This is a genomic window from Streptomyces sp. NPDC059679 (assembly GCF_042734105.1).
Classification (GTDB): domain Bacteria; phylum Actinomycetota; class Actinomycetes; order Streptomycetales; family Streptomycetaceae; genus Streptomyces.
Genome location: NZ_JBHWES010000015.1, coordinates 34,167 through 57,233 on the forward strand (window position 1 = coordinate 34,167; position 23,067 = coordinate 57,233).

The following is a 23,067-nucleotide window of genomic DNA, read 5'->3' on the forward strand; positions in this document are numbered from 1 at the left end:
CGATACTCGGACGGGTGTTCTTGACGATAACCACCACCGGTACCGCCGAGCGCCCCGCGACCGACCTCGGGTTCCTGCTGCATAAGCACCCCGACAACGCGCAGCGGTTCTCGACCTCCCATGGCACGGCGCACGTCTTCTACCCCGAGGCGGACGTCGAGCGCTGTACGGCGGCGCTGCTGCTGGAGGTGGATCCGGTGGCGCTGGTGCGCCGGGGCCGGGGCAAGGGCCGGGGCGGCGCCCCGGACGCGGCGCTCGGGAACTACGTCAACGACCGCCCGTACGCCGCCTCCTCACTGCTCTCCGTCGCTCTCAGCAGCGTCTTCTCCAGCGCCCTCAAGGGCCGCTGCAAGGCGCGGCCCGAGCTGCCGGAGCGGGCGATGCCGCTGCGGATCGAGGTGCCCGCCCTCCCCGCGCGGGGTGGCGCCGAGCTGGTGGTGCGGCTCTTCGAGCCGCTGGGCTGGGGGGTGACCGCCGAGCCGGTCCCGCTGGACGAGCGGTTCCCGCAGTGGGGCGACTCGCGGTACGTACGGCTGGTGCTGGAGGGAGAGCTGCGGCTGGCCGACGCGCTGCGCCATCTGTATGTGCTGCTGCCGGTGCTCGACGACGCCAAGCACTACTGGGTGGCCCCGGACGAGGTGGACAAGCTCATCGACTCCGGCGAGGGCTGGCTGGAGCACCACCCCGAGCAGCGGCTCATCACCAGCCGCTATCTGGCCCGCCGTTGGTCGCTCACGCGCAGCGCTCTGGAGCGTCTTGAGCTGGTGCGGCTCGCGGAGGCGGACGACACGGAGGTGGAGGAGATCGACAACGCGGTCGACGAGCGGTCCGACACCGAGGACAAGCCGGTGCCGCTGGCCGTGCGGCGGCGCGAGGCGATCCTCGACGCGCTTCGCTCGGCCGACGCCGCCCGGGTGCTCGACCTCGGCTGCGGGCAGGGGCAGTTGGTGGGCGCCCTGCTCAAGGAGACGCGGTTCACCGAGATCGTCGGTGTCGATGTGTCGATGCGCGCCTTGAACGAGGCGGCCCGGCGGCTGCGCCTGGACCGGATGGGCGAGCGCCGCTCGGCGCGGGTGAAGCTGCTCCAGGGGTCGCTGGCGTACACCGACAGCCGGCTGCGCGGGTATGACGCCGCGGTGCTCAGCGAGGTGGTCGAGCATCTGGACCCGCCGCGGCTGCCCGCCCTGGAGTACGCGGTGTTCGGCGCCGCCCGGCCCCGTACGGTCGTGGTGACCACGCCGAACGTGGAGTACAACGTGCGCTGGGAGACCCTGCCCGCCGGGCGGGTACGCCACCCCGACCACCGCTTCGAGTGGACGCGGGAGGAGTTCCAGGGCTGGGCGCGGACCGTCGCCGAACGCCATGGGTACGCCGTGGAGTTCCGGCCCGTCGGCCCCGACGACCCGGAGGTCGGCCCGCCGACCCAGCTCGCGCTGTTCCGCCTCGGTACCGGGACCGGGGACGGTAGCGGGACCGACACAGAAACCACCCCTGAGAGCAACGCCACGACCGCGAAGGAGACGGCCGCATGACTTCCACCACGCGCGGCCTCGCCGTGCCCGACCTGGCCCTCGTGGTCCTCATCGGCACCACCGGCTCCGGCAAGTCCACCTTCGCCCGCCGCCACTTCCTGCCCACCCAGATCGTGTCCTCCGACGTCTGCCGCGGGCTGGTCGCCGACGACGAGAACGACCAGAGCGCCACCCCCGAGGCCTTCGATCTGCTCCACTACATCGCGGGCAAGCGGCTCGCCGCCGGGCGGCTCACCGTCGTCGACGCGACCAACGTCCAGCCCCAGGCCCGCCGCAGCCTGATCGAGCTGGCCCGCGAGCACGACGTACTGCCCGTCGCCATCGTCCTCGACGTGCCGGAGAGCGTCTGCGTGCGGCGCAACGCCGAGCGCCCCGACCGGGCGGACCTGCCCGCCCATGTCATCCCGCGTCAGCGCCGCGAGCTGCGCCGGTCGCTGAAGTCCCTGGAGCGTGAGGGCTTCCGCAAGGTGCATATCCTGCGCGGCGAGGAGGAGGTCGAGACCGCCGGGATCGTCACCGAGCGCCGCTACAACGATCTGCGCCATCTGACCGGCCCGTTCGACATCATCGGCGACATCCACGGCTGCCGCTCGGAGCTGGAGACCCTGCTCGGCCGGCTCGGCTACGCGCTGGACCGCGACCCCCTCGGCCGCCCCGTGGACGCCACCCACCCCGAGGGACGTACGGCCGTCTTCGTCGGCGACCTCGTGGACCGCGGACCCGACAGCCCCGGTGTGCTGCGCCTGGTGATGGGCATGGTCGCCTCGGGCGCGGCGCTGTGTGTGCCCGGCAACCACGAGAACAAGCTGGGCCGCTACCTCAAGGGCCGGAACGTCCAGCACACCCACGGCCTGGCGCAGACCATCGAGCAGTTGGAGAAGGAGGACGCCACCGACCCGGCCTTCCGCGACCAGGTGCGGGACTTCATCGCCTCGCTCGTCAGCCACTACGTGCTGGACGGCGGCGCGCTGGTGGTCTGCCACGCCGGTCTGCCGGAGAAGTACCACGGCCGCACCTCCGGCCGGGTCCGCTCGCACGCGCTGTACGGCGACACGACCGGCGAGACCGACGAGTTCGGGCTGCCCGTGCGCTACCCGTGGGCCGAGGACTACCGCGGCCGGGCCGCCGTGGTCTACGGCCACACCCCGACCCCTCGGGCATCCTGGCTGAACAACACCATCTGCCTGGACACCGGCTGTGTCTTCGGCGGCCGGATGACCGCCCTGCGCTGGCCCGAGCGCGAGCTGGTGGACGTCCCCGCCGAGCGGGTCTGGTACGAGCCCGTCAAGCCCCTGACGACCGAGGGCCCGGGCGGCGCCGACGGCCGGCCGCTCGACCTGAAGGACGTGCACGGCCGCCGTGTCATCGAGACCCGGCACATGGGCCGCATCGCGGTGAAGGAGGAGAACGCGGCGGCCGCGCTGGAGGTCATGAGCCGCTTCGCCATCGACCCGAGGCTGCTGCCCTACCTCCCGCCGACCATGTCCCCCAGCGCGACGTCCAAGGAAGAGGGCTTCCTCGAGCATCCGGCAGAGGCGTTCGCGGCCTACCGGGCGGACGGGGTGCGCCAGGTCGTCTGCGAGGAGAAGCACATGGGCTCGCGCGCGGTGGTGCTGGTCTGCCGCGACGAAGAGGTCGCGCGCGAGCGTTTCGGGGCGCCGGAGGGCGTGTCCGGCGCGCTGTACACGCGTACGGGCCGGCCGTTCTTCGACGACCCGACGGTGACCGAGCGCATCCTGCACCGGCTGCGCGGCACCATCGGCCGTGAGGGCCTGTGGGAGGAGCTGGACACCGACTGGCTGCTGCTCGACACCGAGCTGATGCCGTGGTCGCTGAAGGCGGAGGGACTGCTGCGCAACCAGTACGCGGCCGTGGGCGCGGCCTCGGGCGCCGCGTTCCCCGGGGCGCTCGCGGCCCTGGAGTCGGCCGCCGCGCGCGGCGTGGAGGTGGCCGCCCTGCTCGACAAGCAGCGTGAACGCGCCGCCGACGCGTCCGCGTTCACCGAGGCATACCGGCGCTACTGCTGGCCGGTGGGGGATCCGCAGCACGGCTGGCCTGGGGAGCGGCAGGAGACCGGCAGGCGCCGCACGGTGGGGGCGCGCGGCACGGACGGCCTGGACGGCATCCGGCTGGCGCCGTTCCAGATCCTGGCGGTGCGCGGCCGCAGCCTCGCCGCCCTCCCGCACGATCAGCAGCTCGCGCTGATCGACCGGATCGTCGAGCGCGAGGAACTGGACGCCGATGCGAACAACGGCATCTGCGCCTACGTCCCGAAGTATGTGAACCGGCTGCTCGCCCCCACCCGTCGGCTGGTCGTCGACACCGGGGACGAGGCGTCGGTCGCCGAGGGCGTGCGGTGGTGGCTGGAGCTGACGGAAGCGGGCGGCGAGGGGATGGTGGTCAAGCCGATGGCGGGGCTGGTGCGCAAGGACGGTACGGACGGTCGGCTCGTCCAGCCGGGCGTCAAGTGCCGTGGCCGCGAATACCTCCGGATCATCTATGGCCCGGAGTACACCCGCCCGGAGAACCTGGACCGGCTGCGCGAGCGGCACCTGGGCCACAAGCGGTCGCTCGCGCTGCGTGAGTACGCGCTCGGGTTGGAGGCGCTGGACCGGCTGGCGGAGGGGGAGCCGCTGTGGCGGGTCCACGAGGCGGTGTTCGGCGTGCTGGCCCTGGAGTCGGAGCCGGTGGACCCCCGGCTTTAGCGCAGGCGCGGGTCAGAGCGTTGGCGTGGCCGGGCGGCGGGCGCGGAAGGCGCGGCGGTAGTCGTGCGGCGGTACCCCCACCGCCCGGGTGAAGTGGCGCCGTAGATTCGCCGCCGTGCCGAGCCCGCACAGCTCCGCCACCCGGTCCACCGGCAGGTCCCCGCCCTCCAGCAGCTCGCGGGCGCGCGCGATCCGCTGGGCCTGCAGCCAGCGCAGCGGCGTCGTACCGGTCGCGGCGTGGAAGCGGCGGGCCAGGGTGCGCGGGCTGGTGTGGGCGCGCCGGGCCAGGTCGGCGACGGTGAGCGGGGTGTTCAGGCGCTCGGCGGCCCAGTGCAGCAGCGGGGCGAGCGAGTCGTCGGTGCGCTCCGGCAGCGGAGCCTCGATGTACTGGGCCTGGCCGCCCGGCCGGTGGGCGGGCGCGACGAGCTGCCGGGCCAGGGTGTTGGCGGCCGCGCTGCCGAAGTCCTCGCGCACGATGTGCAGACACACGTCGATGCACGCGGTCGATCCCGCCCCGGTCAGAACATCGCCGTGGTCCACGTACAGCACGGTCGGGTCGAGCCGCACCGCCGGATAGCGCTCGGCGAACAGCGCCGCGTACATCCAGTGGGTGGCCGCCGTACGGCCGTCGAGGAGCCCGGTCGCGGCGAGCGTGAACGCGCCCGAGCACAGCGACACCACGCGGGCGCCGCGCCGGTGGGCCTCGCGCAGGGCGTCGATGAGTTCGCCGGGCGGATCGCCGCGTACATCGGCGGAGGCCGGGACGATCACCGTGTCGGCGGCGATCAGCTCCTCGGCCCCGTACGGCGTATGCGCCGCGAACCAGGAGCGGGTGGCGACCGGGCCGCTGTCCGGGCCGATCGCGCAGACGCGCAAGTCGTACCAGCCGTCGGGGAGTTCCGGCCGGTCGGTGCCGAAGACATGGCAGGGCACGGCCAGATCGAAGATCGGCATACCGGCGGTGACGGCGACGGCTATCGAGGGCATGGCAGAAATGTAGCGGGTGCTGTCACTCTTGCCACTCGTGAGCCCGTGCCGCGCCGTCGATGCTGGATGGGCATGACGATCCCTTCCACAAAGGCCCAGGGGAGCGGTGTGCCCGAACCCGCGACCTCCCCGGGCCCCGATCCCCGCCGCTGGCTGATCCTCGCCGTGGCGTCCGCGGCCCAATTCCTCGCCGTACTCGATCTGATCGCGGTCAATATCGCCTTCCCCGCGATCGGCGCCGACTTCCGCTCGGCCTCCACCGCCGCGCTCTCCTGGGTCCTGAACGCCTACACCATCGTGCTCGCGGCGCTGCTGGTCCCGGCGGGCAGGCTCGCCGACGAGACGGGCAGGCGCCGTTCCTTCCTGCTGGGCATGACCCTGTTCGGGGTGGCCTCGCTCGGCTGCGGGGCCGCCCCCGGCCTCGGCTGGCTCATCGCGGCACGCGTGGTGCAGGGGGTCGCGGCGGCGGTCGTGGTGCCCACCTCGCTCTCCTTGGCTCTGCCCGCCTTCGCACCGCACGAGCGGGCCACGGCCGTGGGGGTGTGGACCGCGGTCAGCGCGGTGGCGGCGAGCTCGGGACCGGTGGTGGGCGGACTGCTCGCGGACTCCGACTGGCGGTGGATCTTCCTGATCAACGTCCCGGTGGTGCTGGTGGCGGTGGCGGCGGGCGTACGGATCCTGCCGCGCGCCGAGCCGATGCGCGCCGAGCCGATGCGCGCCGAGTCAGGTACCGAGCCGGTACGCAGCCGCGCCCGCCGGCTCGATCCGTTCGGCACTCTGCTGGTGCTACTGGCCACCGGCTCCCTGACCACCGCATGCGTCGAGGCGCCGGACTGGGGGTACGCCGCGCCCGCCACCCTCGCCTTCCTGGCCGCGGGCCTTGCGGCCGCCGCGCTGTGCGTGGCGCATATGCGGCGGCACCCCGACCCGGTGGTGGACCCGGCGCTGTTCCGCTCGCGCGGGTTCACCACCGCCACGCTCGGCCTGCTCAGCTACTTCCTCGCCTACTCGGCGATGCTGCTCTCCGCCACCTGGCTGTTCACCGGCGTCTGGGGCTACTCGACGCGCCGCGCGGGCGTGGCCGTCGCCGCGTGGCCGCTGACGGTGCTGGTCGTCTCGATGCTCTCGGGGCGGATCGTCCGGGCGCTGGGGGAGCGGCGCGGCGCCGTGCTGGGTGCCGTCGCGTTCACCGCGGCGCCGGTGTGGTGGCTGGTGGCGGCGGGCCCGTCGGGGGACGGGGCGCACTACGCGGCCGGCTTTATGCCCGGGCTGGTGCTCGCCGGGATCGGCGCCGGGCTGTACCAGCCGGTGATGTTCGCGGCGGCCGGTCTGCTGCCCGCCCACCGGCTGTCCCTGGGCTCGGGTGTGCTGATGATGTCGCGTCAGGGCGGCACCGCGCTGGGCGTCGCGGCCCTGGTGGTGATCACCGGCGGCGCCCGGCAGCCGGACCTGGGGGCGTTGCGCGCGGGCTGGGTCTTCGCGGCACTGACCGCCGCGGTGGCGGCGCTCGCGGGCGCGGTGTTCCGTACCGGGCAGCACCGGGTGGGTACCGGGCAGGACCGGGCGGTGAGGCGCCATTGACGTGCCTGTGACATGTGCCTAGCGTGCTGTCGCTCATGTCTCGGTCGCAGGGTTCTCGCCGGACTGTTTCAGGACTGTCGCGGGGTTCCGCAACACCCGCCCGCCGCGCTTATAACTGAAACAGCCCCGAACAACTGGAACAGCGAGGGTGTTCTCCGCGAGCCGGACGACGCACTTGTATCGATATGCGGCTCCGCCGCGTGACACCGAGCGGGGAGGGCGGATGAGTCTCTTCGAGGGCGGCAGGCCCTTCCTTGACGCACTCCCCGCACAGGACCGGCGTGCGCTGCTCGCGCTCGGCAGACACCGGACGTACGAGCCCTCGCAGGTCGTGCTGCGCGAGCACGACCGTACGACCTTCGTCGTCGCCATCACGTCCGGCTGGGCCACCGTCTCGGTGGAGACCGAGCGCGGTGTCCGCCTGATACTGGCCCTGCGCGGGGCGGGCGAGGTGGTCGGCGACCAGGCCGCCGTCGACCACGGCTCGCGCAGCGCCACGGTCACCGCGCTCGGGCGGCTGGAGGCGGTCGTCGTCTCCGGCGACCGCTTCCGCGCGTATCTGGCCGCCCGCCCCACTGCCACCGTACTGATCATGCGCCAGCTCAGTTCGCGGCTGCGCAGCTCCGACGGCGAACGGCGCTCCCTGGCCTCCGAGAAGGTGCTGCAGCGCCTGGCCGCCCGCCTCGTCGAGCTCGCCGAACGCACCGGCCGCGCGGAAGCCGACGGCGGCATCTCCGTGGATCTGCCGCTGCCGCAGCACGACATCGCCGCCGCCGTGGGGTCCACCCGGGAAGCGGTCGCCAAGGCGCTGCGGCTGCTGCGCGACCAGGGCGTGGTACAGACCGCCTCGCGCCGCTTCGTCGTCGTGGACACCGCACTGCTGCGCCTGCTGGCCGAGGGGCGCGCGACGGGGTGACCGGCCGCGGCCGGCCCGCGAGCGCGCGCCCGCGCGTGAGCCCCTGGCCACGCGGCGGAGCCGCAAATCGATACTGCTCCGGCGGACTGTGTAAACGGCTACAGCCGCCCGAGCCCCGGGCCGCGACTCTGAAGAAGGTACGGGGAGCGGGACCGTGTGCGACGGGGGTGCACGCGGCCCAGCGCCCGGCACCGGAGGAGGGCGGCGGAGCGGAGCACGGGGGCAGAGCCCCGCCGCCCACTTCGGCCAGAGCCCGACGGCAGCGCAGCGAGACAGCCCAGCGACAGCCGAAATGACGGCCGCATGACGGCCACCACAGCCGTACGACAGTCACCACAGGACAGCCGTACGGCGCTGACGGATCAGCGGACCCGCCCCCGAGCCGCGACACACGGACTGCACCAGGCACGAAGGACGGCGGGGCGATGAGCGGACCGGAAGCCACCCACACGGACAGTTGGGCGCGGCGGACCACTCCGGGTACTCCGGGCACTCCGGGGGAGGAGCGGACCGGCACCCGGCTGGACCTGCCCATGGACGGTATGGACAGCCCGTTGGGCACCGTGGGCGAGGCGGGCGGCGCCCGGGCGGCCCGCGAGGCATGCGCGAATCTGCACACGGACGCGCATCCCCGTACCGCTACGGATCTGCGCACCGCCACGGATCCGCACACCGCCGCGCAGCCCCACGACCACGCCCACGCCGCCCGCCACCCGTTCGAGGGCGTCCCGGCAGGCCCGCTCCCCGAGGGGCCAGTGGCCCACGACGAGCTCGCCCGCCTGCGCCGGATCCACCGCCGGGGCCCGGGCTACGTGGCCATGCGGGAACACCTGCGCCGCACCCACCTCCTCGCGCTGTGCGGCGAGCCCGGCTCCGGGCGCGGCTGGACCGCGCTCGCGCTGCTGGCCGAGCTGGCCGAGACGACGGGTGGCGGGGTGTGGCGGCTCGGCGCGGCGCCAGGCCCGGGCGCCGGTTCCGGCGCCGAACACCCCGCCCCGGTGGGCGAGAAGACCGCGCGGGGCCACGGCTACCTGCTCGAACTGCCCACCGAGCTGCCCGACTTCGGGGTCACCGGCCCGGAGGCCCGGCTCGACCGGCTGCGCGCGCACTTCGCCGAGCACGAGGCGTTCTGCGTCGTCCTTGTTTCCGGAGGCTCCGGCGGCGAGGCGGCCGACCGCCTGCTGCGCGGCCGCCGGCACGCCATACCGTACGAGCCCCCGGCCGCCGCCGACGTGCTCGACGCCCACCTGGCCGACCTGCTGGCCGACGAGCCGCCGGAGCTGATCCGCCGGGCCCGTGCGAGCGCCGTGAGCGCCGAGGTGACCGAGGCCCTGGGCCTGGAGGAGCCGCTGCCCGGCGAGGCGGCCCGGCTGGCCGGCCATCTCGCCGAGCACGCCCGGGGCGCGCTGTCCGAGGCGGAACTGCTCGCGTGCTGCCGGTCGTTCGCCCCGCGCCAGGCGCGCGAGTGGTTCGCGGACGCCGCCCGGCCCGGCACGCTGCCCGCCGCGCTGCCCGCGCTGCGCCGGGCGGCGCGGCGCATCGCCCTCGCCGTCTTCAACGGCTCGGCCCACAGCCTCACCGCCGAGGCCGCCGAGCTGCTGGCCTGGGAGCTGGCGGTCACCCTCGACCCGCAGTACGCGCCCGGGCGCCCGCCGTTCACCGCGCCCGCCGACGCCCTGCCGACCGCCGCCCGCGCGGTGCCGGGGGAGGGCGTGGAGGACCTGGGTGAGGCAGCCGTGCCGGTCCGTACGGTGTGGTTCCAGGGGCGCGGGCTCGCGCCCGCGGTGCTCTTCGAGGTGTGGGACCACCACCACAACACCCGTGGCCCGATGGCGCGCTGGCTGCGCGGCCTGTGCGACGACCCGCGGCCCCAGGTGTGGGTGCGCGCCGCGGTCGCCGCGGGCGTGCTCAGCGCCCGCGACTATCTGTACGGCCTCACTGAACTGCTGCTCCCGCTGGCCCGCGGCGACAGCCCGGTGCAGCGCATGGCGGCGGCAACGGCGCTCGCCGAGGCGTCGCGCGACGCCGATGTACGGCCCGCCGTGGCGGGCCTGCTGAGCGGCTGGGCGGCAGGCGGCGACGAGCGGGAGCGCGAGACCGCCGCGCTCGCCCACGGCTATGGCCTGGCGGCCGGCTCGGTCACCGCGTCCCTGGAGGAACTGGCCCGGATCGCGGCCACGGACGGCGGCTCCACCGCCTCGTACAGCGCCGTGCGGCTGCTGGCCGGGGCACAGCCCGGGACCGTACTGGCGCGGCTGACCCACTGGCTGGGCGACACCCGCCGCTCCCGCCGCGATCTCGCGCTGCTGACGGTGTTGCGCGCGGTCGGGACCCGCACCTCACATCTGTGGGGGCTGCGGGAGGTGCCGGAACTGGCGCCGTACGCCGCCTGGCCGCTGGCCACGGCGCTGCTGGCGGCCCGTCCGCAGTGCCGCGCGGCGCTGGCGGAGTTGCTGAGGGCCGCGCTGACCTGGGCCAGATCGGCCGAAGCGGCCGAGGACGCGCTCGTGGGCTGGATGCGACGGGCGGCCGGAGACGAGCGGCAGTTGGCGGTGTTGTGCGACTTCCTGCCGCTGCTGGCGCAGGAGGGTCATGAACCGCTCGACGCACGGGCGGCCGCACGGATACGGGAGGTGCTGGAAGCGCTGTGAGGAGAACGACGGCGATGGTGGATGAGGAGATGTTGGACGAAGCAATGCTGGAGGAGCAGGGGGCGGAGCACACGGCGGAGCAAGCGGATCAGGCGCGCCCGGCCGCCCCGGTGGCGGGAGTGCGGAGACTGCGCGAGGCGCTGCGCCAGGGCGGCGAGGCGTTCCCCGCGGCGCTGCGCGAGGCGGACGACGGCCTGCTGCTGAGCGCGCTCGACGACGGGATGCCCGCCGACCGGGCCACCCGCGTCGTCGTGGAACTGGTGCGCCGCGCCCCCGAGCGCGGGCCGGAGCTCGCGGACGCGGTCTGCGAGAAGGTGCTGCTGGCCAGGCTCTACCTCGACGCGGGGGAGCCGTCGGGCGCCGACGACCGGCTGCGGGTGCGCAATGCGCTGATGCTGTACGACGGCCTGGTCCGCCCCTGCGCCCAGCGCGGCGGCACCCCGGAACTGCTGGCCTGCGTGGTGCCCGCGCTGTGGGGCGCACGGGGCGGAGCGGGCCGCGAGGTGGTCCGCCGCATCGTGGACTCGCGGCAGTCCACGGGCTTCGGCGAACGGGCCTGGAAGGAGCTGTTCACCAGCGCGGCCGAGGAGTGCCGCGACCACGAGGCCGCGGCGGCCACCGCCGCCCGGCGCGGGATGCGCCGCCGGCGGCCGCGCCGCGGCGAGGACGGCGGCCGGATCGATCTCCAGCCCGGCCAGCTGTGGGTGTCCGTCCTGCTGGGGGTGATCTCCGTGGCCCTGGTCCTGATCGTCGTCCTGGCCGCGCGGTAGCGCGGAGGCACACGGCTCACGAGGACGCCCGTACGGCGTTCACCGAGGGGCCGCAGTGGTTCACCGAGGGGCCCAGTGGTTCACCGCGGGCCGCAATGGTTCACCGCGGGGCCGCAGCGGCGAAGATGGAGGCATGGGTTTCCATGTGGACTCCGAGGCCGGGCGGCTGCGCCGCGTCATCCTGCACCGTCCCGACCTGGAGCTGAAGCGGCTCACCCCCTCCAACAAGGACGCGCTCCTCTTCGACGACGTCCTGTGGGTGCGCCGCGCCCGCCAGGAGCACGACGGCTTCGCCGACGTACTGCGCGACCGCGGCGTCGAGGTGCATCTCTTCGGGGATCTGCTGGCCGAGAGCATGGCCGTCCCGGCGGCGCGGGCGCTGGTGCTGGACCGCGTCTTCGACGAGAAGGAGTACGGCCCGCTGGCCACCGACCATCTGCGGGCGGCCTTCGACGAACTGGGCGGCGCCGAGTTGGCGGGGTCGCTGATCGGCGGGATGACCAAGCGGGAGTATCTGGAGCGCTATCCGGAGCCGGTCTCCATCCGCTTCCACACCATGGAGCCGGACGACTTCGTGGTGGACCCGCTCCCCAACCACCTCTTCACCCGGGACGCCTCCGCCTGGGTGTACGACGGGGTGTCCATCAACGCGATGCGCTGGCCCGCCCGCTGGCACGAGACGGTCCACTACGAGGCCGTCTACCGCCACCACCCGCTGTTCGCGGACGGCGGCTTCCACGTCTGGTCGGAGGGGCAGGCGGCCTATCCGTCGACGATCGAGGGCGGCGACGTCCTGGTGATCGGCAATGGCGCCGTGCTGATCGGAATGAGCGAGCGGACCACGCCGCAGGCGGTGGAGATGCTGGCACGCGGGCTGTTCGCGGCCGGCTCCGCCCGGACGATCGTGGCGCTCGACATGCCCAAGGCGCGGGCGTTCATGCACCTGGACACCGTGATGACCATGGTCGACGGGGACACCTTCACCCAGTACGCGGGCCTGGGGATGCTCCGCTCGTACACCATCGAGCCGGGCGGCGCCGACCAGGAGCTCAAGGTCACCGACCATCCGCCGGAGCATATGCACCGGGCGATAGCGGCCGCGCTCGGCCTGGACGCCATCCGGGTGCTCACGGCCACACAGGACGTGCACGCGGCGGAGCGCGAGCAGTGGGACGACGGCTGCAATGTGCTGGCCGTGGAGCCGGGGGTGGTTCTCGCCTACGAGCGGAACGCGACCACCAACACCCATCTGCGCAAATGCGGGATCGAGGTCATCACGATCCCGGGCAGCGAGCTGGGGCGGGGGCGGGGCGGGCCGCGCTGTATGAGCTGCCCGGTCGAGCGGGACGCCGTCTGAGGGCGCGGACGCGGTCCAGGGCGCGGCTACCCCACGGCTACGATCGCGGAGCCGAACGGGCTTCCGTATATATGCGGTGTCTCGTATAGACTTCCATCGTTCCCCTCGTGATCGCACCCTAGGAGCCCGATATGGCGACAGATCTCACCGGCCGCCACTTCCTCAAGGAGCTGGACTTCACCGCCGAGGAGTTCCGCCATCTGGTCGCCCTGGCCGCCGAGCTGAAGGCGGCCAAGCGCGCGGGTACCGAGGACCGGCGGCTCACGGGCAAGAACATCGCGCTGATCTTCGAGAAGACCTCCACCCGCACCCGCTGCGCCTTCGAGGTCGCCGCCGCCGACCAGGGCGCCTCCACCACGTACCTGGACCCGTCGGGCTCGCAGATCGGCCACAAGGAGTCGGTCAAGGACACCGCGCGCGTGCTGGGCCGGATGTACGACGGGATCGAGTACCGCGGCAGCGGACAGGACGTCGTCGAGGAGCTGGCCGCGCACGCCGGAGTGCCCGTCTACAACGGCCTCACCGACGAGTGGCACCCCACCCAGATGCTCGCCGACGTGCTCACCATGACCGAGCACAGCGACAAGCCGCTGGCGGAGATCCGCTTCGCCTACCTCGGCGACGCCCGGTACAACATGGGCAACTCCTACCTGATCACCGGCGCGCTGCTGGGCATGGACGTACGGATCGTCGCCCCCCGCGGGCTGTGGCCCGACGAGGCCGTCGTCGAGCGGGCCCACGGGCTCGCGAAGGAGTCGGGCGCCCGCGTCACGCTCACCGAGGACATCGCCGAGGGCGTGGCCGGGGCGGACTTCGTCGCCACCGACGTCTGGGTGTCGATGGGCGAGCCGAAGGAGGTCTGGGCCGAGCGCATAGCGCTGCTCGGCCCGTACGCGGTCACCATGGACGTGCTGCGCGCCACCGGCAACGACGACGTGAAGTTCCTGCACTGCCTGCCGGCCTTCCACGACCTGGGCACCGCCGTCGGCCGCGAGATCCACGAGCAGCACGGGCTGACCTCGCTGGAGGTCACCGACGAGGTCTTCGAATCCGCTCACTCCGTCGTCTTCGACGAGGCCGAGAACCGGATGCACACGATCAAGGCGGTGCTGGTCGCCACGCTCGGACGGCCCTAGCGCATCCGGGGCGAGGCCCCGTATAACCCTTTAACCCTTCGCGCTTGCTCGCCTCGCCCGGTACGGTCTCGAGGGCAGTTCCCATGCTGAGAGTAGGTTCGTCCATGGCATGTCGTATCAGTGAGCTCGTGCTCGGTTGCCGCGACCCCGAGGCGCTGGCGCGGTTCTGGTGCGAGGTCCTGGACTTCGTGGTGCTCGATCGCGAAGAGGACGGCACCCTCGAGATCGGGCCGCGCGAAGGGTTCGGCGGCCCGCAGCCGACGATCATCCTCAGCCGCAGGGACGAGCCGGAGCAGGGGAAGCCCCGGCTGCACATCGACGTCAACGCCACCGACCGCGATCAGGATGCCGAGCTCGAACGCCTCCTGAAGCTCGGGGCGCGCCCGGCCGACATCGGCCAGACCGGCGAGGAGTCCTGGCACGTTCTCGCCGACCCCGAGGGCAATGAGTTCTGCCTGCTCAAGCGCCGCCTCAACCCGCTCTGACGGCTAACGCGCCCCGGCCGGGAGCGTGAACCAGACCGCCTTGCCCTCGGGGGTGGAGCGGTAGCCCGCCTCCGCGCTGAGGGTCCGGAGCAGCTGCAGACCGCGGCCGCGCTCGGGGACCTCGCGCGGGTCGGGGGCGCCGCTGTTAGGTGTGTCCGGTCCGTCCTGTGTGCCGGGTCCGTCCTGTGCGCCAGGGCCGCTCTGCACCCCAGGCCCGTTCTGCGTGCCGGGGTCGCGGAGGGCGGCCGGTGGGGCCGGGTCCCGGTCGTGCACCTCGACCTGCCACTGGCCGGTCGGCGCCAGCCCCATCACCAGCTCTATGGGCTCGTCGCCGTCCGTGTGCTGCACCGCGTTGGCGACCAGCTCGGCCGTCAGCAGCTCCGCGGCATGGCGGTCCACGGGTGTGCCGGTGTCCGCGAGGGTGTTGCGGACCAGCGCGCGGGCCAGTGGGACGGCCACCGGGGTGTGGGGGAGTGCGAAACGCCAGGAGGCGATCGCGGAGGCGGGGTCGGGCACGGGCACGGCTCGGTCCAGTCGGTGTCGAAACCTCGCGGTCTTAGGGCAACGGTCTCGGGCAAACGGTGGGCGTCCTCCGTCCTTCGACCCTGGGGGCGCCTCCCCGCGGCGGGCGGCCGGGGAAGGTATGAAGCGGACGATAGCGCCGTAAGAGGCTATGGACCACTCTTGATGTGACTTATTACCACTCACTTGACGGGGTACGGCCTCTCCGGCGGCTCTCCTGCCCGTATTTATCGCGCGCTCGTGACGATAGTCACAGTCGAGTGATAACTTCGGAGGGCAGGCACCAGCCGCCCGGCTCAAGGAGGCCCTGGCCCATGAGTCCGTTCACCGGCTCCGCGACCGGGACCAAGGAGTGGCGCCATCTGCGCCTGACCCTCGACGCCGGCGTCGCGACCGTCACCCTCGCCCGTCCCGAAAAGCTCAACGCGCTCACCTTCGGCGCCTACACCGATCTGCGCGACCTGCTCGCCGAACTGTCCCGCGAGGGCTCCGTACGGGCCCTGGTGCTGGGCGGGGAGGGCCGCGGCTTCTGCTCCGGCGGCGATGTCGACGACATCATCGGCGCCACCCTCGCCATGGACACCCGTCAGCTGCTCGACTTCAACCGTATGACCGGGCAGGTCGTACGCGCCCTGCGGGAGTGCCCCTTCCCCGTCGTGGCCGCGGTGCACGGGGCCGCGGCGGGGGCCGGCGCGGTGCTGGCCCTGGCGGCCGACTTCCGGGTCGCCGACCCGTCGGCGCGCTTCTCGTTCCTGTTCACCAAGGTCGGGCTGTCCGGCGGCGACATGGGCGCCGCGTATCTGCTGCCGCGCGTCGTGGGCCTCGGGCACGCCACCCGGCTGCTGATGCTCGGCGAGCCGGTGCGCGCGGCCGAGGCCGAGCGCATCGGGCTGATCAGCAAGCTCGTCGACGAGGGCCATGCGGCGGCCGAGGCGGCGGCGCTGGCCCGCCGCCTCGCCGACGGGCCCGCGCTCGCCCTCGCACAGACCAAGGCGCTGCTCACGGCGGAGCTCGATATGCCGCTCGGCGCGTCGATCGAGATGGACGCGGCCACGCAGGCGCTGCTGATGAACAGCGCGGACTACGCCGAGTTCCACGCCGCGTTCACGGCTCGGCGCCCGCCCGACTGGCAAGGGCGATGACCCAGCCGCCCAAGGGGGCGCAGCCGCCGCCTCAGCGGGCCCAGCCGACCCCGCCGCTCCCGCCGACCGAGGCCCCCGCCGGCCGGGCGCCGCGGGCCCTGCCGGGCGGGCGGCTGTCGCCGCCCCAGCGGACCAGGGCCCGCCCCTTCCGGATCGCCGTCGTCGGCGGCGGGCCCGGTGGCCTGTACGCGGCCGCGCTGCTGCGCCGGCTCACCCCCGGGCCCGAGGTCACCGTCTGGGAGCGCAACGCCCCCGACGACACCTTCGGCTTCGGCGTCGTCCTCTCCGACGAGACCCTTGGCGGCATCGAGCACGCCGACCCCGCCGTTTACGCCGCCCTGCGCGAGGACTTCGTCCGCTGGGACGACATCGACGTCGTGCACCGCGGACAGACGCTGACCTCGGGCGGCCACGGCTTCGCCGCCCTCGGCCGGCGCCGCCTGCTGCGGATCCTGCACGAACGCTGCCGCGCCCTGGGCGTCCGGCTCAACTTCCGTACCCACGCGCCCCCCGCCGCCGAACTGGCCCGCTCGTACGACCTGGTGATCGCCGCCGACGGGGTGCACAGCGCGACCCGCCAGGACTGCGCCGACGTCTTCGGGACCCGGCTGACCACCCACCGCTGCCGCTACATCTGGCTCTCCGCCGACTTCGCGTTCGACGCCTTCCGCTTCGAGATCGCCGAGACCGAACACGGCGTGCTGCAACTGCACGGCTACCCCTACGCTCCGGACGCCAGCACCGTCATCGTCGAGGCCCGCGAGGAGGTCTGGCGCCGGGCCGGACTGGACCGGCTGGACGAGCGGGAGTCCACGCGGCGGTGCGCCGAGCTCTTCGCCGACGCCCTCGGGGGCCGCCCGCTGCGCGGCAACCGCTCCCAGTGGACCGCCTTCCGTACGGTCGTCAACGAGCGCTGGTGGCACGGGAACACGGTGCTGCTCGGCGACGCCGCGCACACCGCGCACTTCTCGATCGGCTCCGGCACCAAGCTCGCCATCGAGGACGCCGTGGCGCTCGCGAACCATCTCGCGAGCTGTCTCGCGAACCACCCCGGGGGCCATCGCGCGGGCCACCTTCCGAGCCATTGCCAAGAGCGCTCCTCGGTGTCCGAGGCATTAGCGGCGTACGAGGCCGAGCGCCGCCCGGCCGTCGAGTCGACCCAGCGCGCGGCCCGCGCCAGCCTGGAGTGGTTCGAGAACCTGTCGCTGTACGTGGACCAGCCGCCCCGCCGGTTCGCCTTCAACCTCCTCACCCGCAGCCGCCGCGTCACCCACGACAATCTGCGGCTGCGCGACGCCGCCTTCGTGACGGCGGTCGAGCGCGAGGCCGAGCTGCCCCCGGACACCCCGCCGATGTTCACCCCCTTCCGGCTGCGCGGACTGACGCTGCGCAACCGCGTGGTCGTCTCGCCCATGGACATGTACTCGGCCCAGGACGGCACGCCCGGCGACTTCCACCTCGTCCACCTGGGCGCGCGGGCGCTGGGCGGCGCGGGCCTGGTGATGACCGAGATGGTGTGCGTGAGCCCAGAGGGCCGTATCACCCCCGGCTGTACGGGCCTGTACGCCGACGCGCACGCCGCCGCCTGGCGCCGGGTCGTCGACTTCGCGCACGACGCCTCGCCGGGCACGGCCCTCGGCGTCCAGCTCGGCCACAGCGGGCGCAAGGGCTCCACCCGGCTGATGTGGGAGGGAATGGACGATCCCCTTCCGCGCGGCAATTGGCCCCTGGTCGCTCCCTCCCCGCTGCCTTACCGCCGCGGTGTCAGCCAGGTCCCCCAGGCCCTGGACACCGCCGGGCTCGCCGCCGTCCGCGAGCAGTTCGTCGCCGCCGCGCGCCGCGCCGCCCGCGCCGGCTTCGACCTACTCGAACTCCACTGCGCGCACGGCTATCTGCTCTCCAGCTTCCTGTCCCCGCTCACCAACCACCGCACCGACGCCTACGGCGGCACCCTCGCCGCCCGGCTGCGCTATCCGCTCGAAGTCTTCGACGCCGTACGGGAGGTGTGGCCCGCCGACTCCCCGATGACGGTCCGCATCTCCGCCACCGACTGGGCCGAGGGTGGTACGACCGCCGATGACGCGGTCGCCGTCGCGGCCGCCTTCGCCGCCCACGGCGCGGACGCCGTCGACGTCTCCACCGGCCAGGTCGTCCCCGACGAGCGCCCCGACTTCGGCCGCTCGTACCAGACCCCGTACGCCGACCGGATACGCAATGAACTCGGCGTCCCCGTCATCGCGGTCGGGGCCATCTCCTCCTGGGACGATGTGAACTCGCTGCTGCTGGCGGGCCGCGTCGACCTGTGCGCACTCGGCCGCCCCCACCTGTACGACCCGCACTGGACCTTGCACGCCGCCGCCGAACAGGGCTACATGGGCCCCGGCGCGCCTTGGCCGCTCCCGTACCGCGCGGGCAGCCGCAGACCCCCGACGGGCCGCGCCGATGGACGATGATGAGCGGCATGACCATACGCAGAAGGGCCGAGCTGTTCGTCCCCGAGGAGCAGGACCGCAGGCTCGACGCCCGGACGACCGGTGACGAACGGGGCGTGCTGGTCGACTTCCTGGCCAAGCAGCGGGCGACCCTGGAGCTGAAGTGCGCGGGAGTCGAGGGGGATTTGGCCCGGCGTTCGGTGGAGCCCTCCACGCTCTCGCTGCTCGGCCTGGTCCGGCATCTCGCCGATGTGGAGCGCCGCTGGTTCCGGCGGGTCATGGCCGGGCAGGACGTGCCGCTGCTCTTCTCCACCGAGGACAACCCCGACCAGGACTTCGACGGCGCGGTGCCCGGTCCGGCGGTCGTCGCCGAGGCGTGGCGGGCCTGGCGCGCGGAGGTGGCCTTCGCCGAGCGCTTCGTCGCCGAGGCTCCCGACCTGGACATCACGCGCGACGACGGGTGGCTCGGGGCGGTTTCGCTGCGCTGGGTCCTCATCCACATGATCGAGGAGTACGCCCGGCACAACGGCCACGCCGACCTGCTGCGGGAGCGGATCGACGGCGCGATCGGCGTATGAGGTCAGGTGCTCGGCGTCAGGCTTCAGGCGCGCGTGGCCGTCAGCACCTCCCGTACGTACCCGGCACCCGCGTCGTACAGCCGGTGGTGCAGCGCCGTGAACACCTCCGCCGCCCGGACGCCGGGCCAGTCCCGCGGCAGCAGCGCGGGTGGCAGGCCGGGGTCGGCGTAGGGGAGGAAGCGCCAGGAGTCCAGGGCGAGGACGTAGTCGCGGTAGGCGTCGCCTCGTGCAGGGGTGGCCGGTACGGCGCGTCCCGCCCAGCGCTCCAGCACCGGTTCCTGGGCGTACAGGAAGCCGCGGTGCAGCTTCGCCAGCTGCTCCAGATCCCACCAGCGGCGCACCGCCTGCTCCGTCGGCTCGAAGTCCGCGTGGGCGCCGCGGAAGAGGTCGACGTACGGGGAGAGTTCCAGGCGGGCCAGGGTGTGGCGGGTCTCGTCGTAGAGGTGTTCGGGGGCGATCCACACCCCGGGCGCGGCGGTGCCGAAGCCGAGCCGGGCCAGCCGCGAGCGCAGCAGATGGCGCTTGTGGCGCTCCTGTTCGGGGACCGAGAAGACGGCGAGCAGCCAGCCGTCTGTGTTCTCCTCCGCCCCCGGGTGGCCGTAGATGCGGCGGTCGCCGTCGTCGAGCAGTTGGCGCGCGTCCTCGGAGAGTGCGTATCCGGCGGCCCCGGCGTCCGTGCGGTCGGCGACCAGCAGCCCGCGCCGTTTGAGGCGGGAGACGGCGGACCGTACGGAGGGCGCGTCCACCCCCACCGCCCCCAGCAGCCGGATCAGCGCGGCGATGGGGACGGGTCCGGCGGGGCGGCCGGCGCCGCCGCGGCCGTAGGCGCCGTAGAAGGTGACGATCAAGGAGCGGGGGGTGGGCTGGCCGGTCACGCGCTTACTCTAGGGCGCCGTTCGTGCCCCACTTACCGTGCTGTGCCGTCCCGACCCGCAGCAGATAGCGCTGGAGCTTGCCGGTGGCGGTGCGGGGCAGGGCGTCCAGGAAGACGAACTCGCGCGGGCACTTGTACGGGGCCAGCTCCGCGGTGATGAACTCCCGCAGCGCTGTCATGGTTTCCTCGGTATGCGCGACGCCCGGCCGCAGCACCACATGCGCGACCACCACCGTGCCCCGCCGCTCGTCCGGCCGCCCGGTCACCGCGGCTTCCACGACATCCGGGTGGCGCAGCAGCGCCTCCTCGACCTCGGGCCCCGCGATGTTGTACCCGGCCGAGATGATCATGTCGTCGGCGCGCGCCACATACCGGAAGTAGCCGTCCGGGTCGCGGATGAAGGTGTCTCCGGTGAGGTTCCAGCCGTCCTGTACGTACTCGCGCTGCCGCTCGTCCGCCAGATAGCGGCAGCCCGTGGGCCCGCGCACCGCGAGCAGCCCGGGGCGGCCGTCCGGAACGGGCTGCGGCCCGGCGTCCGCGTCTGTGCTTCCGAAGTCCACCACCCGCGCCTCGAACCCCGGCACCGGGACCCCGGTCGTGCCCGGCCGGATCGCGTCGTCGGCGGCGGAGATGAAGATGTGCAGCAGTTCGGTCGCCCCGATGCCGTTGATGATCCGCAGCCCGGTCGCCCGTTGCCATGCGTGCCAGGTGCCGGCGGGCAGGTGCTCGCCGGCCGAGACGCAGCGGCGCAGCGAGGAGATGTCGTACGCGCCGCCGTCCGGCGCCGCGCCGTCCAGCCGCCCCAGCATCGCCCGGTAGGCGGTCGGCGCGGTGAACAGCACGGAGATCCGGTGGCGTGCGATATCGGCCAGCAGCCGTTCCGGGCCGCCCCAGTCGGACAGCAGCGCGGAGGCGCCCGCGCGCAGCGGGAAGACGACCAGGCCGCCGAGGCCGAAGGTGAAGCCGAGCGGAGGGCTGCCCGCGAACACGTCCTCGGGGCGCGGCCGCAGCACCTGCGCCGAGAAGGTGTCGGCGATGGCCAGCACATCGCGGTGGAAGTGCATACAGCCCTTGGGCCGCCCGGTCGTCCCCGAGGTGAAGGCGATCAGCGCCACGTCGTCGGCGGAGGTCGCCACCGCCTCGTACGACGCGGGCGCGGTGGCCGTGAGCCGCAGCAGGTCCTCGGGGCCGTCCCCGCCGTAGTACGTCGTCCGCAGCCCCGGCACCCCGGCCTTCACCAGATCGTCCGCGCACCGTACGTCGCACAGAGCGTGCCGTATCCGGGCCAGCTCGCAGATCGTCGCCAACTCCCGGGCCCGGTGGGCGGCCAGCACGGTCACGGCGACCGCCCCCGCCTTCATCACCGCCAGCCAGCAGGCGGCCAGCCAGGGTGAGGTGGCCCCGCGCAGCAGCACCCGGTTGCCGGGGACCACGCCGAGCGGGCCGGTGAGGGTGTGCGCGATCCGGTCGACGTGGGCGCGCAGTTCGCCGTACGTCCACACCTCGCCCGTCGCGGCGCGCACCGCGACCCGGTCGGCGCCGAACCGCTCGACGGTGCGATCCAGCAGCTCGGCGCCGCAGTTGAGGCGGTCGGGGTAGGGCGGTCCTGGCAGGTCGAGGCGGAAGGCGGGCCACTGCTCGGCCGGCGGCAGATGGTCCCGGGCGAAGGTGTCGATGTGCGCCGAAGGCCTGAGCTCCATCGAGGACGCGCCCCCTATGCCTGCCCGGGCAGACGCCCGGTGTTCGCACATGCCGTGCCTGAAGTCGCCCTGTCAGCGTAACGTGATGGTGACGACAGTCAACAGACCGCGATAAACACTCCAGTGGGAGGGTGACCGGTGCCGTCGTTCGCACTTGATCCGAAGCAGCGGCGCTGGTGCGCCGGGGTGCGGTCCCTCGCCCGCGACCTGCTGCGCCCGCTCGCCGAGAGCGGCCCGCCAGGCCGGGTCAACCGGCCGCTGACCGCCGCGCTCGGCGAACTCGGCCTGCTGCGGCGGCTGTTCCCCGACGACGGGCCGGTGCGCGCCCTCGACCTGTGCCTGCTGCGCGAATCGCTCGCCCGGGAGTGCACGGAGGCCGAGACCGCGCTCGCCCTCCAGGGTCTCGGCGGCTATCCGATCGTGCTCTCCGGCAGCCCCGAGCAGTACGCGCGCTGGATGCCCGAGGTCCGGGCGGGCCGCGCGGTCGCCGCCTTCGCGCTCAGCGAGCCGCAGGCCGGTTCCGACGCCGCCGCGCTCGGCCTGCGGGCCGACCCCGACGGGGCCGGTGGCTGGCGGCTGACCGGCGAAAAGTGCTGGATCTCCAACGCCCCGGAGGCCGACTTCACCGTCGTCTTCGCCCGCACCACCCAGGGCGCGGGCTCGCGCGGCGTCACCGCCTTTCTCGTCCCCGCCGACCGGCCGGGGCTCACCGGCGAGCGTCTTGACATGCTCAGCCCGCACCCCATCGGCAGCCTCGCCTTCGACGGCGTCCCCGTCACCCGCGAGGACGTCCTGGGCACACCCGACAAGGGGTTCGGCGTCGCCATGCGCACCCTCAACCTGCTGCGGCCGAGCGTCGGCGCGTTCGCCGTCGGCATGGCCCAGGCCGCGCTCGACGCGTCCGTGGCCCATGCGGGGGAGCGCACCGCCTTCGGCGGGCCGCTGAAGGACCTTCAGGCCGTCTCCCACCAGCTCGCCGAGATGGCCACCCGCACCGAGGCCGCCCGCCTCCTGGTCTACGCGGCCGCCACCGCGTACGACGAGGGCGCGCCGGCCATCGCCAAGAGTTCGGCGATGGCCAAGCTCCTGGCCACCGAGACCGCCCAGTACGTCGTGGACGCCGCCGTACAGATCCACGGCGCGCGGGCGTTGCGCCGCGGGCATCTTCTGGAGCACCTGTACCGCGAGGTGCGCGCGCCCCGGATCTACGAGGGCGCGACCGAGGTCCAGCGCACGATCATCGCGAAGGAGCTGTACCGGTGACCGAGCCCCACCCCTCTCTGGTGCGCACCAACCCGCCCGAGCTCTCCCCGCCCACCGGCTTCAGCCACGCCGTCACGGCCACCGGCGGCCGCCTGGTCTTCCTGGCGGGCCAGACCGCGCTGGACGGCGCGGGCGCGGTCGTCGGTGCCACGCTTCCGGCCCAGTTCCGGCGCGCACTGGCCAACCTGCTCACCGCCCTGACCGCGGTCGGCGGCACCCCCGCGGACCTGGCCCGGCTGACCGTGCACACCACCGATGTCGCGGCCTACCGAGCGTCCGCCCCCGAACTCGGCCGCATCTGGCGGGAGCTGGCGGGCCGCGACTACCCCGCGATGGCGGTCATCGGAGTCGTCCGGCTGTGGGACGAGGCGGCGATGGTCGAGCTGGACGGCATCGCGGTGCTGCCGTAGCGCATCACCCCACATGTTGGGGTATT

At 73.6% G+C, this 23,067-nt stretch carries 18 protein-coding genes; 14 read left to right on the forward strand and 4 right to left on the reverse strand.

What is annotated here, in order from left to right; translation table 11 throughout:
• Nucleotides 1–14 precede the first annotated feature (14 nt).
• Both ACFV2X_RS18345 and ACFV2X_RS18350 read left to right on the forward strand, forming a co-directional pair.
• On the forward strand, nt 15–1,532 hold the full coding sequence (locus ACFV2X_RS18345) for a 3' terminal RNA ribose 2'-O-methyltransferase Hen1 (RefSeq protein ID WP_385617371.1): 1,518 nt from the start codon (nt 15–17) through the stop codon (nt 1,530–1,532).
• Complete coding sequence (locus ACFV2X_RS18350) at nt 1,529–4,237, forward strand: polynucleotide kinase-phosphatase (RefSeq protein WP_385617373.1); 2,709 nt, start codon at nt 1,529–1,531, stop codon at nt 4,235–4,237. Before ACFV2X_RS18345 ends, ACFV2X_RS18350 begins: the two co-directional genes overlap by 4 nt.
• 12 nt (nt 4,238–4,249) lie before the next feature.
• Here the strand turns inward: ACFV2X_RS18350 and ACFV2X_RS18355 are convergent, their stop codons facing one another.
• Nucleotides 4,250–5,224 (reverse strand): GlxA family transcriptional regulator, encoded by a 975-nt coding sequence (locus tag ACFV2X_RS18355; RefSeq protein WP_385617375.1) that lies wholly within the window; start codon nt 5,222–5,224, stop codon nt 4,250–4,252.
• 72 nt (nt 5,225–5,296) lie between these two features.
• Here ACFV2X_RS18355 and ACFV2X_RS18360 point away from each other — a divergent pair, with 72 nt between their 5' ends.
• From ACFV2X_RS18360 to ACFV2X_RS18390, 7 genes are all read left to right on the forward strand, one after another.
• Nucleotides 5,297–6,805, forward strand: a complete 1,509-nt coding sequence (locus ACFV2X_RS18360) for an MFS transporter (protein ID WP_385617377.1) — start codon at nt 5,297–5,299, stop codon at nt 6,803–6,805.
• Between the two features lie 223 nt (nt 6,806–7,028).
• Nucleotides 7,029–7,721: a Crp/Fnr family transcriptional regulator gene (locus ACFV2X_RS18365; protein WP_385617379.1), complete on the forward strand. Its 693-nt coding sequence runs from the start codon at nt 7,029–7,031 to the stop codon at nt 7,719–7,721.
• Between the two features lie 425 nt (nt 7,722–8,146).
• Nucleotides 8,147–10,372, forward strand: a complete 2,226-nt coding sequence (locus ACFV2X_RS18370; RefSeq protein ID WP_385617381.1) for a hypothetical protein — start codon at nt 8,147–8,149, stop codon at nt 10,370–10,372.
• A gap of 14 nt (nt 10,373–10,386) precedes the next feature.
• Nucleotides 10,387–11,142 carry a hypothetical protein gene (locus ACFV2X_RS18375; protein ID WP_385617383.1) on the forward strand — a complete coding sequence of 252 codons (756 nt, stop codon included), beginning with the start codon at nt 10,387–10,389 and terminating at the stop codon, nt 11,140–11,142.
• A 133-nt stretch (nt 11,143–11,275) separates the two neighbouring features.
• The gene (locus ACFV2X_RS18380) at nt 11,276–12,499 is read left to right on the forward strand and encodes an arginine deiminase (RefSeq protein ID WP_385617385.1); all 1,224 of its coding nucleotides are present in this window, start codon (nt 11,276–11,278) and stop codon (nt 12,497–12,499) included.
• Nucleotides 12,500–12,630: 131 nt separating this feature from the next.
• The gene (gene argF, locus ACFV2X_RS18385) at nt 12,631–13,635 is read left to right on the forward strand and encodes an ornithine carbamoyltransferase (protein ID WP_385617387.1); all 1,005 of its coding nucleotides are present in this window, start codon (nt 12,631–12,633) and stop codon (nt 13,633–13,635) included.
• Between the two features lie 104 nt (nt 13,636–13,739).
• On the forward strand, nt 13,740–14,120 hold the full coding sequence (locus ACFV2X_RS18390) for a VOC family protein (protein WP_385617389.1): 381 nt from the start codon (nt 13,740–13,742) through the stop codon (nt 14,118–14,120).
• Between the two features lie 3 nt (nt 14,121–14,123).
• Here the strand turns inward: ACFV2X_RS18390 and ACFV2X_RS18395 are convergent, their stop codons facing one another.
• Complete coding sequence (locus ACFV2X_RS18395; protein ID WP_385617581.1) at nt 14,124–14,636, reverse strand: ATP-binding protein; 513 nt, start codon at nt 14,634–14,636, stop codon at nt 14,124–14,126.
• A gap of 320 nt (nt 14,637–14,956) precedes the next feature.
• Between ACFV2X_RS18395 and ACFV2X_RS18400 the strand changes: the two genes are divergently transcribed.
• From ACFV2X_RS18400 to ACFV2X_RS18410, 3 genes are read left to right on the forward strand one after another with little or no spacing between them, the layout of a single operon-like run.
• A complete protein-coding gene (locus ACFV2X_RS18400) occupies nt 14,957–15,784 on the forward strand; it encodes an enoyl-CoA hydratase family protein (RefSeq protein WP_385617391.1) in 828 nt (275 codons plus the stop codon).
• Nucleotides 15,781–18,237, forward strand: a complete 2,457-nt coding sequence (locus tag ACFV2X_RS18405; RefSeq protein ID WP_385617393.1) for a bifunctional salicylyl-CoA 5-hydroxylase/oxidoreductase — start codon at nt 15,781–15,783, stop codon at nt 18,235–18,237. Before ACFV2X_RS18400 ends, ACFV2X_RS18405 begins: the two co-directional genes overlap by 4 nt.
• Before the next feature lie 8 nt (nt 18,238–18,245).
• Nucleotides 18,246–18,794 carry a DinB family protein gene (locus ACFV2X_RS18410; RefSeq protein WP_385617395.1) on the forward strand — a complete coding sequence of 183 codons (549 nt, stop codon included), beginning with the start codon at nt 18,246–18,248 and terminating at the stop codon, nt 18,792–18,794.
• Between the two features lie 23 nt (nt 18,795–18,817).
• On the opposite strand, the gene ACFV2X_RS18415 is transcribed toward ACFV2X_RS18410, so the two are convergent.
• Together ACFV2X_RS18415 and ACFV2X_RS18420 are read right to left on the reverse strand one after the other, a co-directional pair.
• Complete coding sequence (locus ACFV2X_RS18415) at nt 18,818–19,669, reverse strand: PaaX family transcriptional regulator C-terminal domain-containing protein (RefSeq protein WP_385617397.1); 852 nt, start codon at nt 19,667–19,669, stop codon at nt 18,818–18,820.
• 4 nt (nt 19,670–19,673) lie between these two features.
• Nucleotides 19,674–21,368, reverse strand: a complete 1,695-nt coding sequence (locus ACFV2X_RS18420; RefSeq protein ID WP_385617399.1) for an AMP-binding protein — start codon at nt 21,366–21,368, stop codon at nt 19,674–19,676.
• 138 nt (nt 21,369–21,506) lie between these two features.
• On the opposite strand from ACFV2X_RS18420, the gene ACFV2X_RS18425 reads away from it, so the two are divergent.
• On the forward strand, nt 21,507–22,631 hold the full coding sequence (locus tag ACFV2X_RS18425) for an acyl-CoA dehydrogenase family protein (protein WP_385617401.1): 1,125 nt from the start codon (nt 21,507–21,509) through the stop codon (nt 22,629–22,631).
• Nucleotides 22,628–23,041 carry a RidA family protein gene (locus tag ACFV2X_RS18430; RefSeq protein WP_385617403.1) on the forward strand — a complete coding sequence of 138 codons (414 nt, stop codon included), beginning with the start codon at nt 22,628–22,630 and terminating at the stop codon, nt 23,039–23,041. Before ACFV2X_RS18425 ends, ACFV2X_RS18430 begins: the two co-directional genes overlap by 4 nt.
• Nucleotides 23,042–23,067: the final 26 nt, after the last annotated feature.

What these genes read in the sequence shown, in the direction of transcription:
- ACFV2X_RS18355 (WP_385617375.1), bottom strand. Translation starts at nt 5,224, where the DNA reads ATGCCCTCGATAGCCGTCGCCGTCACCGCCGGTATGCCGATCTTCGAT.
- ACFV2X_RS18365 (WP_385617379.1), top strand. Translation starts at nt 7,029, where the DNA reads ATGAGTCTCTTCGAGGGCGGCAGGCCCTTCCTTGACGCACTCCCCGCA.
- ACFV2X_RS18360 (WP_385617377.1), top strand. Translation starts at nt 5,297, where the DNA reads ATGACGATCCCTTCCACAAAGGCCCAGGGGAGCGGTGTGCCCGAACCC.
- argF (WP_385617387.1), top strand. Translation starts at nt 12,631, where the DNA reads ATGGCGACAGATCTCACCGGCCGCCACTTCCTCAAGGAGCTGGACTTC.
- ACFV2X_RS18420 (WP_385617399.1), bottom strand. Translation starts at nt 21,368, where the DNA reads ATGGAGCTCAGGCCTTCGGCGCACATCGACACCTTCGCCCGGGACCAT.
- ACFV2X_RS18410 (WP_385617395.1), top strand. Translation starts at nt 18,246, where the DNA reads ATGACCATACGCAGAAGGGCCGAGCTGTTCGTCCCCGAGGAGCAGGAC.
- ACFV2X_RS18350 (WP_385617373.1), top strand. Translation starts at nt 1,529, where the DNA reads ATGACTTCCACCACGCGCGGCCTCGCCGTGCCCGACCTGGCCCTCGTG.
- ACFV2X_RS18390 (WP_385617389.1), top strand. Translation starts at nt 13,740, where the DNA reads ATGGCATGTCGTATCAGTGAGCTCGTGCTCGGTTGCCGCGACCCCGAG.
- ACFV2X_RS18380 (WP_385617385.1), top strand. Translation starts at nt 11,276, where the DNA reads ATGGGTTTCCATGTGGACTCCGAGGCCGGGCGGCTGCGCCGCGTCATC.
- ACFV2X_RS18400 (WP_385617391.1), top strand. Translation starts at nt 14,957, where the DNA reads ATGAGTCCGTTCACCGGCTCCGCGACCGGGACCAAGGAGTGGCGCCAT.
- ACFV2X_RS18375 (WP_385617383.1), top strand. Translation starts at nt 10,387, where the DNA reads ATGGTGGATGAGGAGATGTTGGACGAAGCAATGCTGGAGGAGCAGGGG.
- ACFV2X_RS18405 (WP_385617393.1), top strand. Translation starts at nt 15,781, where the DNA reads ATGACCCAGCCGCCCAAGGGGGCGCAGCCGCCGCCTCAGCGGGCCCAG.
- ACFV2X_RS18370 (WP_385617381.1), top strand. Translation starts at nt 8,147, where the DNA reads ATGAGCGGACCGGAAGCCACCCACACGGACAGTTGGGCGCGGCGGACC.